At 69.4% G+C, this 14578-nt stretch carries 11 protein-coding genes and 3 pseudogenes; 7 read left to right on the forward strand and 7 right to left on the reverse strand.

Annotated elements, in window-relative coordinates; translation table 11 throughout:
• Nucleotides 1-111 precede the first annotated feature (111 nt).
• Nucleotides 112-1620 (forward strand): SulP family inorganic anion transporter, encoded by a 1509-nt coding sequence (locus ACZZ93_RS09840; RefSeq protein ID WP_463510972.1) that lies wholly within the window; start codon nucleotides 112-114, stop codon nucleotides 1618-1620.
• A 19-nt stretch (nucleotides 1621-1639) separates the two neighbouring features.
• Here ACZZ93_RS09840 and ACZZ93_RS09845 read toward each other — a convergent pair whose 3' ends face one another.
• From ACZZ93_RS09845 to ACZZ93_RS09860, 4 genes are all read right to left on the reverse strand, one after another.
• The gene (locus ACZZ93_RS09845; protein ID WP_463510973.1) at nucleotides 1640-2962 is read right to left on the reverse strand and encodes an enolase C-terminal domain-like protein; all 1323 of its coding nucleotides are present in this window, start codon (nucleotides 2960-2962) and stop codon (nucleotides 1640-1642) included.
• On the reverse strand, nucleotides 2959-4545 hold the full coding sequence (locus ACZZ93_RS09850; RefSeq protein WP_463510974.1) for an aldehyde dehydrogenase (NADP(+)): 1587 nt from the start codon (nucleotides 4543-4545) through the stop codon (nucleotides 2959-2961). Before ACZZ93_RS09850 ends, ACZZ93_RS09845 begins: the two co-directional genes overlap by 4 nt.
• A 37-nt stretch (nucleotides 4546-4582) precedes the next feature.
• Entirely contained in the window at nucleotides 4583-5518 is a 936-nt protein-coding gene (locus ACZZ93_RS09855) for a 5-dehydro-4-deoxyglucarate dehydratase (protein WP_053098437.1), read from the reverse strand.
• Between the two features lie 116 nt (nucleotides 5519-5634).
• A complete protein-coding gene (locus ACZZ93_RS09860) occupies nucleotides 5635-6612 on the reverse strand; it encodes a 2-hydroxyacid dehydrogenase (protein WP_463510975.1) in 978 nt (325 codons plus the stop codon).
• 57 nt (nucleotides 6613-6669) lie between these two features.
• Here ACZZ93_RS09860 and ACZZ93_RS09865 point away from each other — a divergent pair, with 57 nt between their 5' ends.
• The 5 genes and pseudogenes from ACZZ93_RS09865 to ACZZ93_RS09885 all read left to right on the forward strand — a co-directional run bounded on the left by ACZZ93_RS09865 (nucleotide 6670) and on the right by ACZZ93_RS09885 (nucleotide 11148).
• On the forward strand, nucleotides 6670-8439 hold the full coding sequence (locus tag ACZZ93_RS09865; RefSeq protein WP_463510976.1) for an ABC transporter substrate-binding protein: 1770 nt from the start codon (nucleotides 6670-6672) through the stop codon (nucleotides 8437-8439).
• A 29-nt stretch (nucleotides 8440-8468) separates the two neighbouring features.
• Nucleotides 8469-9458: an ABC transporter permease gene (locus ACZZ93_RS09870; RefSeq protein ID WP_463510977.1), complete on the forward strand. Its 990-nt coding sequence runs from the start codon at nucleotides 8469-8471 to the stop codon at nucleotides 9456-9458.
• A pseudogene (locus ACZZ93_RS09875) lies at nucleotides 9451-9609 on the forward strand (ABC transporter permease); the annotation flags it as partial. The gene ACZZ93_RS09870 and the pseudogene ACZZ93_RS09875, both read left to right, overlap by 8 nt.
• Before the next feature lie 419 nt (nucleotides 9610-10028).
• Entirely contained in the window at nucleotides 10029-10415 is a 387-nt protein-coding gene (locus ACZZ93_RS09880) for an ABC transporter permease (protein ID WP_463510978.1), read from the forward strand.
• 7 nt (nucleotides 10416-10422) lie between these two features.
• Nucleotides 10423-11148, forward strand: coding sequence for a sulfite exporter TauE/SafE family protein (locus ACZZ93_RS09885; protein WP_463510979.1), 726 nt, complete (start codon nucleotides 10423-10425; stop codon nucleotides 11146-11148).
• A gap of 36 nt (nucleotides 11149-11184) precedes the next feature.
• Here the strand turns inward: ACZZ93_RS09885 and ACZZ93_RS09890 are convergent, their stop codons facing one another.
• The 3 genes and pseudogenes from ACZZ93_RS09890 to ACZZ93_RS09900 form a co-directional block, all read right to left on the reverse strand.
• Nucleotides 11185-11334 carry a hypothetical protein gene (locus ACZZ93_RS09890; protein WP_463511782.1) on the reverse strand — a complete coding sequence of 50 codons (150 nt, stop codon included), beginning with the start codon at nucleotides 11332-11334 and terminating at the stop codon, nucleotides 11185-11187.
• A 70-nt stretch (nucleotides 11335-11404) separates the two neighbouring features.
• Nucleotides 11405-11803 (reverse strand): annotated as a pseudogene (locus ACZZ93_RS09895) (NAD(P)-dependent oxidoreductase); the annotation flags it as partial.
• A 524-nt stretch (nucleotides 11804-12327) separates the two neighbouring features.
• Nucleotides 12328-13470: pseudogene (locus ACZZ93_RS09900) on the reverse strand (enolase C-terminal domain-like protein); the annotation flags it as partial.
• A gap of 132 nt (nucleotides 13471-13602) precedes the next feature.
• Here ACZZ93_RS09900 and ACZZ93_RS09905 point away from each other — a divergent pair.
• Nucleotides 13603-14511: a LysR family transcriptional regulator gene (locus tag ACZZ93_RS09905; RefSeq protein WP_295100963.1), complete on the forward strand. Its 909-nt coding sequence runs from the start codon at nucleotides 13603-13605 to the stop codon at nucleotides 14509-14511.
• The last annotated feature ends 67 nt before the right edge of the window (nucleotides 14512-14578 follow it).

Below are 14578 nucleotides of genomic sequence, written 5' to 3' on the forward strand. Positions count from 1 at the left end.
GGCCGATTCCCGGCATCCGCCCTCCGTACTGCAGAAATCCTCCGCATCGAGACCGAGGTCTTACGCTGGAACGTCTGCCCCATCCCCGGGCACCTTCTCTGGAGCATCCCCATGTCTGCACTCGCGGTCGACGATCGCGCCCGCTATCGGGCGAATCCCACTGTCCTCCAGGCGCTGAAGAGTCCGCGGATGCTGACGCGCGAGGTGCTCGCGGGCCTGGTCGTGGGTCTCGCGCTGATCCCCGAGGCGATCGCGTTCTCGGTGATCGCGGGCGTCGACCCGAAGGTGGGGCTGTTCTCGTCGTTCATCATGGCGGTGTCGATCGCGTTCCTCGGCGGGCGCCCCGCGATGGTGACCGCGGCGACCGGAGCCGTCGCGCTCGTGATCGCACCGGTCGCTCCGACCTACGGGATGGACTACTTCATCGCGACCGTGATCCTCGCGGGCATCTTCCAGGTGCTCCTCGGGGTGCTGGGCGTCGCGAAGCTGATGCGATTCATCCCACGCAGCGTCATGGTCGGGTTCGTGAACGCGCTCGCGATCTTCGTGTTCAGCTCGCAGTTCCCGCAGCTGATCGATGTGCCGTGGCTGGTGTATCCGCTGGTCGCACTGGGGATCGTCGTGATGATCGTGATGCCGAGGATCACCCGGGTCGTGCCGGCGCCACTCGTGTCGGTGATCATCGTGACCGGTGTCGTGCTGGCGTTCGCGATCACCGTGCCGACGGTCGGCGATCAGGGCGAGTTGCCGAAGAGCCTTCCCGAGCTGTTCATCCCGAACGTTCCGCTCACCTGGGAGACGTTCACGATCATCGCTCCGTTCGCCCTCGGGGTCGCGCTGGTCGGGCTCATGGAGTCACTGCTCACCGCCAAGCTCGTCGACGAGATCACCGACACCCACTCGAACAAGACGCGCGAGTCGTGGGCGCAGGGCGTGGCGAACATGCTCTCCGGAATCTTCGGCGGCATGGGCGGATGCGCGGTGATCGGCCAGACCATGATCGGCGTCAAGGCATCCGGGGCACGCACCCGCATCTCGACGTTCTGCGCCGGCATCTTCCTGTTCCTGCTGGTCGTCGTGTTCGGCGACTTCGTCGGCACGATCCCCATGGCCGCGCTCGTCGCCGTGATGATCATGGTCGCGATCGGCGCCTTCGACTGGCACAGCGTGAAGCCGTCGACCCTCAAGCGGATGCCGAAGAGCGAGACCTTCGTGATGGTGGCGACCGTCGTGCTCGTGCTCCTCACCCACAACCTCGCGGTCGGCGTCGTCGGCGGGGTGCTGGTCGCATCCGTGCTGTTCGTGCGCCGCGTGGCGCACTTCGTGTCGGTCGACCGCTCGGTCGACCGCTCGGTCTCGGGCGACGTCGCGCGCTACGTCGTGAACGGCGAGCTGTTCTTCGCCTCGAGCAATGACCTGACCACGCTCTTCGAGTACCCCGACGACCCCGAGCACGTCGTGATCGACCTGTCGGGATCGCACATCTGGGATGCGTCGACCGTCGCCGCCCTGGATGCGATCGAGACGAAGTACGCAGCGCTCGGCAAGAGCGTCGAGATCGTCGGGATGAACGAGAGCAGTCAGCGGATGCGGGGACGGCTCACCGGCGGGTTCGAGTAGCGATTCACCCGGGTGCGCCTCACCGCACGAGGGCGGGCCGCTTGCTGTCGAACTGCCAGTCCGGCACGAGGTACTGCATGCCGATCGCGTCGTCGCGGGCGCCGAGCCCGTGCTCGACATACAGCTCGTGGGCCTCGGCGAGCCGCACGCGGTCGATCGTCACACCGAGTCCCGGCCGGTCGGGCACGCGCACCGCGCCGTCGCGGATCTGCGGCGCATCGACCGTCAGCTGCTGACCGTCCTGCCAGATCCAGTGCGTGTCGAGTGCCGTGATCTCGCCGGGCGCGGCGGCACCGACCTGCGTGAACATCGCCAGCGAGATGTCGAAGTGGTTGTTCGAGTGCGAGCCCCATGTGAGGTCGAAGTCGTTGCACAGCTGCGCGACGCGCACCGACCCTGCCATGGTCCAGAAGTGCGGGTCCGCGAGCGGGATGTCGACGGCATCCGATCGGATCGCATGCGCCATCTCGCGCCAGTCGGTCGCGATCATGTTCGTCGCGGTCCGCAGTCCGGTGCGCCGCCGGAACTCCGCCATCACCTCTCGGCCCGAGAACCGGCCCTCGGCGCCGCAGGGGTCCTCGGCGTAGGCGAGCACGTCGCGCAGTCGTCGACCGATGCGCACCGCATCCTCCAGCAGCCACCCGCCGTTCGGGTCGAGCGTGATGCGCGCCTCGGGAAAGCGCTGGGCGAGGGCGGTCACGACGTCGGCCTCGATCTCGCCGTCGAGCACGCCGCCCTTGAGCTTGAAGTCCGAGAATCCGTAGCGCTGCTGGGCGGCTTCGGCCAGGCGCACGACGCCCTCGGCCGTCATCGCCTCTTCGCGTCGCACGCTCTCCCAGCTGTCGCCGCTCTCGCGCAGATAGGGGAGGTCGGTCCTGTCGGCATCGCCGACGAAGAACAGATAGCCCAGCATCGGCACGCTGTCGCGCTGATGACCGTCGCCGAGCAGTTCGGCGACCGGCACGCCGAGGTGCTGCGCATGGAGGTCGAGAAGCGCCGACTCGATGCCGGTGACGGCGTGCACGGTGGTGCGCAGGTCGAACGTCTGCAGCCCGCGGCCACCGGCGTCGCGATCGGCGAAGCGCGTAGCGATCGACCGCAGCAGCGAACGGTAGCGGCCGACCGGCTGACCCGAGAGCATCTCGCCGGCCTCGGTGATGGTGCGGCGGATCGGCTCTCCGCCGGGGACCTCGCCGAGACCCTCGCGTCCGTCCGAATCCGTCACGATGACGATGTTGCGGGTGAAGAACGGCCCGTGCGCGCCCGAGAGGTTCAACAGCATCGAGTCGTGGCCGGCGACCGGAACGACCTCGACTCTGTCGACGGTGGGAACGGCGCTCATGCGGACGCCTCGCGCCGCCCGTCGATGAAGCGCGGGACGTGCCACGGGTTGGCGTCGCGCAGGGCCTCGGGCAGCAGCTCGTCGGGGATGTTCTGATAGGCGACGGGCCGCAGGAAGCGCTCGATCGCGAGGGTCCCGACGCTCGTGGTGCGCGAGTCGCTCGTCGCCGGGAACGGTCCGCCGTGAACCATGGCGTGCCCGACCTCGACCCCGGTCGGCCAGCCGTTCGCGAGGATGCGTCCGACCTTGCGCTCGAGCACCGGCAGCAGCGCCGCCGCGAGCTCATTGTCGTCCGCGCTGAGCTGCAGCGTGGCCGTCAGCTGACCCTCCAGACGCGACGCCGCCTGCACCAGCTCGGCGACATCGCCGTAACGCACCACCAGCGATGCCGCACCGAAGATCTCCTCGTGCAGCACGTGGTTCTCCTCGAACGATCCGAGGTCGGCCGCGTGGATCACCGGCGCGGGAGCATGCGGACCCTGTCCGTCGGATCCCCTCGCGAGGATCTCGGCGTTGGCGTCCCTCGTCTCGACGCCCTCGCGCCATGCGGCGGCGATGCTCGGGGAGAGCATGGTCTGCCCTGTGGCCGCGCGCAGCGCCTCGGATACGGCCTGCAGGAAGGCGTCGCCCTGCTCGCCCCGCGGGACGAAGACGATTCCGGGCTGCGTGCACAGCTGCCCGCTGGATCCGGTCGCGCTCTGCACGTACCCCGCGGCGAGCGCTCCGACATCGCCGCGCAGAGCGCCGGGCAGGATGAACACGGGGTTCACCGAGCTCATCTCGGCGTAGACGGGGATCGGCACCGGCCGCGCCTGCGAGGCGCGCACGAGGGCGAGACCGCCTTCGCGGGAGCCGGTGAACCCGACGGCCTGGATCTCGGGGTCGGAGACGAGCGCCTGTCCGACGCTGCGGCCCGGGCCGAAGATGTGCGAGAACACTCCCGGGTGGAGTCCATGGGCGTCGATGGCACGCGCGATCGCCGCCGCCACGAGCTCGCTCGTGCCGGGGTGCGAGCTGTGCGCCTTGAACACGACCGGGCAGCCGGCTGCGAGGGCGGATGCGGTGTCTCCGCCGGCGGTGGAGAACGCGAACGGGAAGTTCGACGCCCCGAACACCGCCACCGGCCCGAGAGGGATCTTGCGCTGACGGATGTCGACGCGGGGCACCGGCGTGCGGTCGGGCTGCGCCGGATCGATGCGCACGCCTCGGTGCTCGCCGGCTCGGACGACCTCGGCGAACAGCCGCAGCTGCCCGGTGGTGCGCGCACGCTCCCCGAGAAGACGCGCCTGCGGCAACCCGGTCTCCTGCATCGCCCGTTCGATCAGCGTGTCGCCGATCGCCTCGATCTCCTCCGCGACCGTCTCGAGGAAGGCTGCGTGGGCCTCGGGCTCGAGGCGCGAGAACGTCACGAACGCCTCGGCGGCGGCCGCCGTCGCCTCGCGGAGCTGGTCGACGTCGATCTGCGAGTAGGGCGGGTCGAGCTGCTCGTCGGTGTCGGGCGCGATGGCGTGCAGTGCCGAGCCGGTGCCGGCGACGGAGCGTCCGGCGATCGAGGAATGCCCGGTGAGGACGGGAACGGTCATGTCACTCTCCTTGAGTCGAGGGTGGGGATGGTGAGGATCAGACGGGGACGGACTCGAGCAGCCCGGCGCGGTCGAGAAGCTGCAGGAGGTCGGCGTCATCCTGCTCCGACAGGTCGTGCAGCGGCGGGCGGACCGGTCCGACGCCGTGTCCGGTGAGACGCAGCCCCGCCTTGACGATCGAGACGCCGAAGCCGCGGCCCCGATCGCGGATCGCGATGTACGGCAGCACGAAGCGTCCCAGCTTCTCGGTCACCGCGACTCGGTCCTGGGCACGCACGTCCCGGTAGAACTCGAGGGCGAACTCGGGAACGAAGTTGAACATCGCGGACGAGTAGGTGCTCATGCCCATCTGCAGCAGCGGCAGCGCATACGTCTCCGCCGTCGGCAGCCCGCCCAGGTAGAACAGCCGCTCGCCGTTGCGGACGTAGACCGAGGCGAGGTGCTCGATGTCGGCCGTCGCATCCTTGAAGCCGATGACGTTCTCGTGTCGGTCGGCGAGGATCGCCATCGTCTCGGCCGAGTAGATCGCGTTGCCCCGGTTGTAGACGATGATCGCGAGACGGGTCGCTGCGGCGATCGCCGAGACGTGCTCGACGAGACCGGGCTGGTCGCATTCGGTGAGATACGGGGGCAGCACGAGGATGCCCTCGGCACCGGCCTCCTCCGCTGCGCGAGCGTTCGCGATCGCATTGCGGGTCCAGCCTCCGGCCGACGCGAGCACCGGCACCTCGGGTCGGGACGCCTGCACGGCCGCGCGGACGACCGCGGCCGACTCTGCGGCATCGAGGCTGAAGCCCTCGCCGGTGCCGCCGGCGGCGAACAGACCGGCGACGCCGAATCCGGCCTGCCACTCGACGTGCTCGCGGTAGCGCTTCTCGTCGAACTCGAGCTCCGGCGTGAATGCCGTCGCGGGGAACGAGAGGAGACCTTCGCGAAGGTGGTCGGCCAGCTCGGTGGGCGTGAATCGTGCCACGGTGCACTCCTGGGGTGTCGCGCCGGTGTCCGGCTCGGATCTGAACAATCGTCACGCTATGCGGGAAACGATGCGCCTACAAACCAAATGGTGGATAGATCAATGCGCCGCCTGCATCAAAGCGCAGACATCTCCGGCACCGGCGTCGGGAGCGGCTCGCCTGCGAGGTACGCCCGGAGGTTCGCCAGCGTGAGGTCTCGCATGTCGCGCCGGGTCTCGTGCGTTCCGCTGCCGACGTGGGGCAGCAGCGTGACATCGTCGCGGATCAACCGCTCGGGCACGTGCGGCTCCTGCGCGAACACGTCGAGACCCGCCCCCGCGATCTCACCGGCCTCGAGAGCGGCGATCAGCGCGTCCTCGTCGACGACCGAGCCGCGGGCGATGTTGACCAGGAACCCGTCCGGTCCCAGCGCCCGGATGACCTCGGCATCCACGAGCCCCACGGTCGCCGCGCCGCCGGGAACCGCGATGACGAGCACGTCCGATCGGCGTGCGAGTTCGACGGCGGAGGCCACGTGCTCCCACGGCACTCCGTCGACCGGGCGGCGGGTCGTGTAGAGGATCGTCGCGTCGAATGCTGCCGCGCGCCGGGCGATCGCCTGCCCGATGCGGCCGAGGCCGAGCACGCCGACCGTGCTGCCCGAGAACCGACGCGTCAGCGGGAAGCCGCCGGACTCCCAGCGGCCCTCGCGCAGGAACCTCTCGGATGCCCCGAACCGTCGGAACACGTCGAGCATGAGCCCGAGGGCCGTATCGGCGACGCAGTCGGTGAGCACATCGGGCGTGTGGGTGACCTGGATGCCGCGTGCGACCGCCTGCGCCACATCGGTCGTGTCGTAGCCCACCCCGAAGTTGGTCACGATCTCGAGGTTCGGGAGCGCGGCCATCAGAGCGGACGGGACACCGTTGCGACCGCTCGTGACGACGGCGCGCACCTTCGCGGCATCCGCGGGATCGAGGGTCGTGAGGTCGTCGGGAAGACGCACCACGGAGTACTCGTCCTGAAGCGTCCGCTCGAGAGAGTCGAGCAGTGGCCCCGCCTGGGCCACGGAGCCGGGGGCGACGGGCGAGGGGGCATCGATGATGTTCGTCATGGCGCGAGACTACGACCCGTCAACGATGCAGTTCCATAAGCGAAGTTGCATGGATTGATGCGTCCGCTGTATTCATCGGGCGAGAACGGCGGAATCCCGCGGATCGCCGCATGTCGCTCCACCGCTGCCGAGCGCCGAGCCCCGGTTCCGCCCGCCGATGCGTGCCGCGCATCGGTTGACGCTCGTGAAGCGGTCTGCGACATTCTGAACGAGCCGACGACCACTCTGGGCCTCGGCCGTCCCCTACCTGGAGGAACCGATGAAGCTTTCTTCCCCCGACGCAGAGCGGCCCGCGCATCCGCCGTCACCGCTGGAATCGCGTCGATCGCACTGCTCGCATCCTGCTCGGTCGCGAACTCGGAGTCGCAAGGCGGCGGCGAGGGTGGCACCGAAGACACCCTCCGCGTCGTGCTCACGCAGGAGCCGCCCACGCTCGAGGCATGCGACGCGAACCTCACCTCGACCGGTGTGGTCGTGCGCAGCACGGTGACCGAGCCGCTCGTCGAGCGCAACCCGTCGACCGGAGAGCTCGAGCCGCTGCTCGCCACCGAGTGGGAGCAGACCGGCGACACCGAGTGGACGTTCACCGTCCGCGATGACGTGACCTTCCAGGACGGCACCCCCTTCGACGCCGAAGCGGCCGCCTACTCGATCGACCGCGCCGTGAACGGCGACCTCGGCTGCAACGTCGAGGGCTACATCTTCGGTGACGACGACCTCGAGGTCGCCGCCACCGATGCCACCACCCTCACCGTGACCACCCCGAGCCCCGACCCGATCCTCCCGCTGAAGCTCTCGTTCATCGAGATCGTCTCCCCCGAGACCTCGAACACCGAGTTCGTGCGCGAGCCCATCGGCACCGGCCCCTACGCGATCGGCGACTGGCAGGCCGGCACGAAGCTCACCCTCGACCGCAACGACGACTACTGGGGCGACGCTCCGCAGTTCGCCGAGGTCGAGTACCAGTGGCGGTCGGAGGGCACCGTCCGTGCCGCGATGATCACCAGCGGCGAGGCGGACATCGCCCTCGGCCTCAGCGCCGAGGACGGCATCGGCGACTTCGGCGTGAGCTACCCGAACAACGAGACGATCGCACTGCGCTTCTCCGGGCAGACGGCGCCGCTCGACGACATCCGCATCCGCCAGGCGATCAACTACGCGATCGACCGCGAGGGCATCGTCTCCTCCCTCTACCCCGACGGCGACGTGGTCGCCGCGCAGCTGATCCCCGAGGGCATCGTCGGCTTCAACTCCGACCTCGAGCCCTGGGAGTACGACCCCGAGAAGGCGAAGGCCCTCGTCGAGGAGGCTGCGGCTGACGGTGTCCCGACGGACACGAAGATCCTCATGCCGGTGCGCACCGCGCAGTTCCCGAAGGTCAGCGAGCTCGGCGAGGTCCTGCGCGAGCAGCTCGCCGCCGCCGGCCTCAACGTCGAGCTCCGCATGGTCGACACCACGCAGCACCTGCAGTACCAGCTGAGCCCGTTCGTCACGAACGAGGGCCCCATCTCGATGCTCATCCAGCACGGCAACCAGGCGGGTGACGCGCAGTTCACGGTCGAGCAGTACATGCTCACGGGCGGTGCGCAGGCCGAGTTCGGCGACCCGGGTCTGGACGAGCTCATCAACACGGCCCGCACCCTGACCGGCGATGAGCGTCAGGCGGCCTACGAGGACGTGTTCGCCTACGAGCGCGAGAACGTCGTGGCCCTCGCCCCGATCGCGCACCAGACGGTCATGCTCGGTCTCGCCGACCGCGTGACGTACGAGCCCAACTCGTCGACCGGCGACGAGCTGCGCATCAAGGAGGTCTCGCTCGCGGGCTGACCGCGAGCGAGAGTGAGAGGCGGGCGACCATGTGGACCTACCTGAGAAAACGGATCCTGCAGAGCGCGCTGCCGCTGATCGCCGTCGTACTGGGTGTCTTCGTGCTCGCCCGTCTCACCGGCGATCCGTCGCAGCTGTACCTTCCGCTGAACGCCACCGACCAGATGCGCGAGGACTTCGCCGCGCGCAACGGCTTCGACCAGCCGCTGTGGAAGCAGATGGGCGACTACTTCCTCGGTGTCCTGCAGCTGGACTTCGGTCAGTCGCTGCGCACCGGGGAACCCGCCGCCGAGATGGCGCTGCGCGCCTTCCCCGCCACCCTGCAGCTCGCCGCGGCGACGATGATCCTCGCGATCGTCATCGCCATCGTGCTCGGCAGCTGGGCGTCGCTGAAGCCGAACGGCATCGCCGACCGCATCGTGAGCTTCTTCTCGATGACGGCGGCCAGCGTGCCCGACTTCTGGGTGGCGATCCTCGGCATCTGGATCTTCGCGATCACCCTCGGCTGGCTGCCGACCTCCGGAACCTCCGGCGCTCTCGTCTGGATCCTGCCGGTCGCGACGCTCATGCTGCGACCGGTCGGGGTGCTCGCCCAGGTGATCCGCGGGTCGATGGTGACCGTGCTCGGGCAGCCGTACATCCAGGTCGCCCGCAGTCGCGGCGCCGGCCAGATGCACATCGTCTCGAAGCACGCGCTGCGCAACGCCGCAGCACCCGCCCTGACCGTCGCCGGCGACCTGACCGTGGGCCTCATCAACGGCGCGGTCGTGGTGGAGTCGATCTTCGGCTGGCCGGGCATCGGCAAGCTCATGATCGACTCGATCCTGCAGCGCGACTTCGCGGTGCTGCAGGCCGCGGTGCTGATCACCGCTCTGGCGATCTTCGCCCTCAACATCATCATCGACCTCGGTTACGCGCTGCTGGATCCCCGCGTGCGGCCGACCTCGGGAGCCAAGGCCCGTCGCCGCGGTCCCGGGGCACTCTCCGACACGAAGGCAGAGGTGCTGACGAATGTCTGACAACGCATCGACCGTCACCGTCCTCACGCAGAAGGCGCGCGGAGCCCGCTCGTCGGGTCGCGCCAACCTCTGGCAGCTGCTGCTGAAGGACAAGGTCGCCACCGCCGCCGCCATCGTGCTGTCGTTCATCGTGCTCACCGCGATCATCGGTCCGCCGCTGTTCGGCGAGATGGCCCAGCGACAGGACCTCGGCGCGCGCAACATGCCGCCGTTCAGCTTCCAGCTCGGCTGGGAGTACGTCCTCGGCAGCGACTCGCTGGGTCGCAGCCTGCTCGCCCGCATCATCACCGCGGCGGGGACCACGCTGGGTGTCGCGGCGGCCGCCGTGGTCGTCTCGGCGGTCGTCGGCTCGATCTGGGGCATGTGGGCCGGATTCCACCGCGGATGGCGCGAGTCGGTGTCGATGCGCATCGCCGACGTCATCATGAGCTTCCCCTCGCTGCTGCTCGCCGTCGTGATCCTGTACGTGTTCAACCCGAGTGCGGCCAACATCGTGCTCGTGCTCGCGATCACCCGCATCCTCTCTACCTGCGCACGGCGCGAGCGGATGCCGCCGAGCTGCGCTCGAGGATGTTCGTCGACGCCGCGACGAACTTCGGAGCCACGAACAAGGCCATCGTCTTCCGGCACATCGTCCCGAACGTCCTGCCCACGCTGGTCACGCTGGCGACGCTGGAGTTCTGCTACGTGATGCTGGCGGAGTCGTCGCTGAGCTTCCTCGGCATCGGCATCCAGCCGCCCGATGTCAGCTGGGGCCTCATGGTTTCGCAGGGACGCCAGTACCTCGCCGAGGCGTGGTGGCAGTCGGTGCTCCCCGGTCTCGCGATCGTCATCACCACGGTGTGCGCGAACGTCCTGGCCGCGTGGCTGCGTCTCGCGACCGATCCCGGTCAGCGCTGGCGTCTGCAGAGCAAGAAGCGCCGTCGCGTGATCGGCTCGATCGCCCCGCGTCGCTGAGTCCGCGGTGACGCCGCTCGAGTTCGTGCTGCTGGGGGCCGTCATCCTCGTCGCCGGCTGCCTGCAGGGCTCGATCGGCTTCGGAATGGGGATGCTGGCCGCACCCTTCATCGCCCTGATCGACACGACGCTGCTGCCGGTGCTCGTGATCATGCTCGCCATGGTCGTGACGCTGATCGTGGCGGTGATGGATCGCGCGGCGCTCGACCTGCGCGGGGCCGGCTGGGCGTTGGCGGGGCGGGTGCCCGGGACCGTCGTCGGCGCGGGTCTCGTCACCGTGATGTCGACGACCGTGCTCTCCTGGGCGGTCGCGGTCGTCGTGCTGCTCGGAGTCGTCGTCTCGCTGCGGGGCTGGCGCCCGAGAGTGACGAGGACGACGCAGGCGGTGGCCGGGGCACTGTCGGGTGTCATGGGCACGACCACGTCGGTCGGAGGGGCGCCGATGGCGATCATCTGGCAGGGCTCCGACGGGCCGCGGCTGCGCGGCACGATGTCGGCGTTCTTCCTCGTCGGATCATCGCTGTCGCTCATCGCCCTGTTCCTGTGGGGGGCGGTGCCGACGCACGCCCTCGCCACGGCGGCCTGGATGGCGCCGTTCGCCGTGGGCGGGGTGGTGCTGTCGCGCTTCGTGAACCGGTTCCTCAACCGTCGGCGCACGCGCGCGATCGCACTCGGCGCATCCGCTCTGGGCGCGGTGACGCTGATCGTCACCCGCCTCGTCGAGCTCTTCTGACCGGATGCCGCCGCGCTCCGCCCACGGCCAGCCGCCTCAGCGCACCTGACGCTCGAGTGGGAGGCCCGCGTCGAGCAGGTCGATGTTGCGGGCGATGTCGGCGGCCCGCGCCGTGAAGACCTCGCGGGCATGGCCCGAATGGTGCGGGGTGAGCACGACCCGATCGAGCGTGGCGAATCTCTGCACGACGGGGAGCCTGCGCGCCCTGCGGCGCCTCCCACCAGACGTCGATCGCCGCTCCTCCGATGCGTCCCTCGCTGAGGGCCGAGAACAGCGCGTCCTCGTCGATGAGCGCCCCGCGGGCGACGTTGATGACCAGAGCGTCGGCGTTCAGCTGCGCGAGCGCGTCGGCGTCGATCATCCCTCGCGTGCTCTCGGTGAGCGGCGCGGTGACGACGACGACATCGCTCTCCCGCAGCAGCGGATGCAGCTGATCCTCGCCGTACACCTGATCGAGCAGCTCGGTTCCGGGGCCGCCCGCGTCCGGATGCCGGCGCATCGCGACCACGCGCATGCCGAAGGCCTTCGCGAGGTGGGCGACGGAGCGACCGATCTCGCCGTAGCCGACCAGTCCGAGGGTGCTGCCGGCGAGCGAGCGATGGTACGGGGCGCCTGCCGTGGCGATCGTGCGCCACTCCCCGACGCATCTCGGCATCGGCGTCGATCGTGCGACGGCGCAGCATGAGTGCGGTCATGATCACGTGCTCGGCGATCGCGGCGCCGTGGTGACCGGTGTTGCACAGCGGCACACCCTCGGGCACGGCACCGGCTTCCACCCGGTCGACGCCCGCACCCGTCGCATGCACGAGTCGCACGTGATCGGCGCCGACCATCTCGGCGACCGTGAGTCGCGAGCAGATCACCACGTCGGCGCCCTCGATCGCCACTCGCGTCGAACCGGGCACGTCGAGGTCGGCGAACACCCACTCGTGCGGGCGCGCTGTGCGGCGCAGATCGTCGGCGAACGCCGACATGATCGGATCGGTGACCGCGATGCGCAGCGGCGCGTTCACCAGCGGGGCTCTCGAGCACGTATCCGGGATCGACGCGCTGCATGTAGCCGGTGTCGTCGCGCTCCCGGATGCCGCCGTCGAGGTACTGCCTGTGCAGCCGCGCGAGCGCCTCGGGGTCGAGCTCGACGCCGAGTCCTGGCGCGGTCGGCACCGCCAGCGATCCGTCCCTGAAGGTCAGGGCGCCGGGGGCGATGACGTCTTCGTCCTCGCGCTTCCACGGCCAGTGCGTGTCGCACGCGTAGCCGACGCCGGGGGTGGCACCGGCGAGGTGGGTCATCGCGGCGAGGCTGATGCCGAGGTGCGAGTTCGAGTGCATGGAGAGCCCCCACCCGAGAGTCTCGGCGAAGCCGGCGAGCAGCCGGGATCGTTCGAGACCTCCCCAGAAGTGGTGGTCTGAGAGCACGATGTCGATCGCACCGAGGCGCACGGCATCCGCGATGTGCGAGAACGCGACGACGCACATGTTGGTGGCGAGCGGCAGGTCGGTGTGGCGGCGCACCTCGGCCATGCCCTCGAGACCCGGGGTGGGGTCTTCGAGGTATTCGAGCACGTCCTTCAGCGCATCGGCGACCCGCAGCGAGGTCTCGACGGTCCAGGCGCCGTTCGGATCGATGCGCAGGGGGTGGTCGGGGAACTCCTCGCGCAGCGCGAGGATCGCGGCGATCTCGTCGTCGGGCGCGAGGACACCGGCCTTGAGCTTGAGCGCTGTGAAGCCGTAGGCGTCGACGATGCGACGGGCCTGCGAGACGATTCCGTCCGGCGTCAGCGCCTCGCCCCATTCGTCGGATGCCTCACCCGGATGGCCCGCCCACTTGTAGAAGAGGTAGCCGCTGAACGGCACGGCATCCCGCACGCGTCCGCCCAGCAGCTCACTGGCGGGCATGCCGAGCAGCTTGCCGCGGATGTCGATGGCGGCCACGTCGAACGGCGAGAGCACGCGGTCGCCGGTGCTCGTGCCGGTGACCATGCCCGACATGCCATGTCCGCCCTGCACCCCGTCGCCGGCCACACTGCGCTCGACCCGCGCTCGCAGGTCGTTCGTGGCGAACACGTCGCAGCCGAGCACGGCGTCGGCGGCGACCCGCAATCGCTGCAGGTGCGCGCTGTCGCCGTAGGTCTCGCCGAGTCCGACGACGCCCGATTCGGTGGTCACCTGCACGATGGCGCGCAGCGCGAGCGGCTCGTGCACGCCGACGGTGTTGAGCAGCGGCGGGTCGTGGAATGCGACCGGCGTGATGCGGACGGACCGCACCGCGTTCTCGGACAACCGCGTGGCAGCCGGGACAGACAGCAGGAGCTCTTCGGACATCACGCCTCCGTTGGTGAGACTCCGGGACTCCGCTTCGACGGATTCCGCGTCATCGAGTTTCTCCGACACTATGGTGGGGACAGATGCGCTGACAAACCAAAACTCGCACTGATTGATGTCGGGAGTGGATCGATGATCTCGCTGGTACAGCTCGAATGCTTCATCGCCGTCGCGGAGGAACTGCACTTCGGTGCGGCCGCGACCCGGCTCAAGATGACGCAGCCGCCGCTCAGTCGGCAGATCCAGCAGCTCGAGCGCGAGCTGTCGACGAGACTGTTCGATCGCACCAGCCGTCGCGTCGCGCTGACCCAGGCCGGGCGCGCGCTGCTGCCCAACGCGCGGCGCCTGATCGACCTCGCGGCGAAGGCGGTCTCGGACGTGCGCTCGGTCGGCGAGGGCGCCGCCGGAACCGTCACGATCGCCTACACCGCGATGGCCGGGCAGGCCGTGGTGCCCGATCTGCTGCGGCGCGCGTCGGCCGAGCTGCCCGGCGTCACCCTGCTGCTGCGCGAACTCGTCTCGCTCGACCAGGTGGAAGAGCTCGAGAAGGGCACGGTCGACATCGGCCTGATGCGGCCACTGCTCGCCCGACCGCAGATCAGCAGCCGCGCGGTGTACCGCGAGCGGCTGGCGGTGGCGCTCCCCAGCGACTCGGCACTGGCGCAGCGCGCCGAGCCCGTGAAGCTCATCGACCTCAAGGACGAGTCGCTGCTCATGTACTCCCCGAGCGGCGCGCGCTACTTCCACGACCTGCTGCTGTCGATGTTCGTGGCGAGCGGGGTGCATCCGCACATCGTGCAGTACGCCGGGCAGGTGCCCGCCCTGCTGGCGATGGTCAGCGCCGGCATCGGGTTCACGCTCGTGCCGCAGTCCGCCGAGCGGATCTCTCCCGACACCGTGACCTTGCTGCCGATCAGCGAGGCCGATCCGTCGTCGCGGGTGAACAGCGTCGAGCTCGACATCGCGTGGAACTCCGAGTCGCACAATCCCCTCGTCGAGCGTCTGCTGAATCTGATCGACGACGTGGATCACGACGCCTGATCCATGCAGTGGGCGCATTGCCCAATGCCGATGTAGTGCTTGATCGGGATGAATCCCCACGCCTAGC

Source organism: Microbacterium sp. AC026 (assembly GCF_979258475.1).

Coding starts and splice junctions, on each gene's coding strand:
- ACZZ93_RS09845 (WP_463510973.1), bottom strand. CDS start 2,962: ATGAGCGCCGTTCCCACCGTCGACAGAGTCGAGGTCGTTCCGGTCGCC.
- ACZZ93_RS09850 (WP_463510974.1), bottom strand. CDS start 4,545: ATGACCGTTCCCGTCCTCACCGGGCATTCCTCGATCGCCGGACGCTCC.
- ACZZ93_RS09865 (WP_463510976.1), top strand. CDS start 6,670: ATGCGTCCGCTGTATTCATCGGGCGAGAACGGCGGAATCCCGCGGATC.
- ACZZ93_RS09840 (WP_463510972.1), top strand. CDS start 112: ATGTCTGCACTCGCGGTCGACGATCGCGCCCGCTATCGGGCGAATCCC.
- ACZZ93_RS09905 (WP_295100963.1), top strand. CDS start 13,603: ATGATCTCGCTGGTACAGCTCGAATGCTTCATCGCCGTCGCGGAGGAA.
- ACZZ93_RS09870 (WP_463510977.1), top strand. CDS start 8,469: ATGTGGACCTACCTGAGAAAACGGATCCTGCAGAGCGCGCTGCCGCTG.
- ACZZ93_RS09860 (WP_463510975.1), bottom strand. CDS start 6,612: ATGACGAACATCATCGATGCCCCCTCGCCCGTCGCCCCCGGCTCCGTG.
- ACZZ93_RS09880 (WP_463510978.1), top strand. CDS start 10,029: ATGTTCGTCGACGCCGCGACGAACTTCGGAGCCACGAACAAGGCCATC.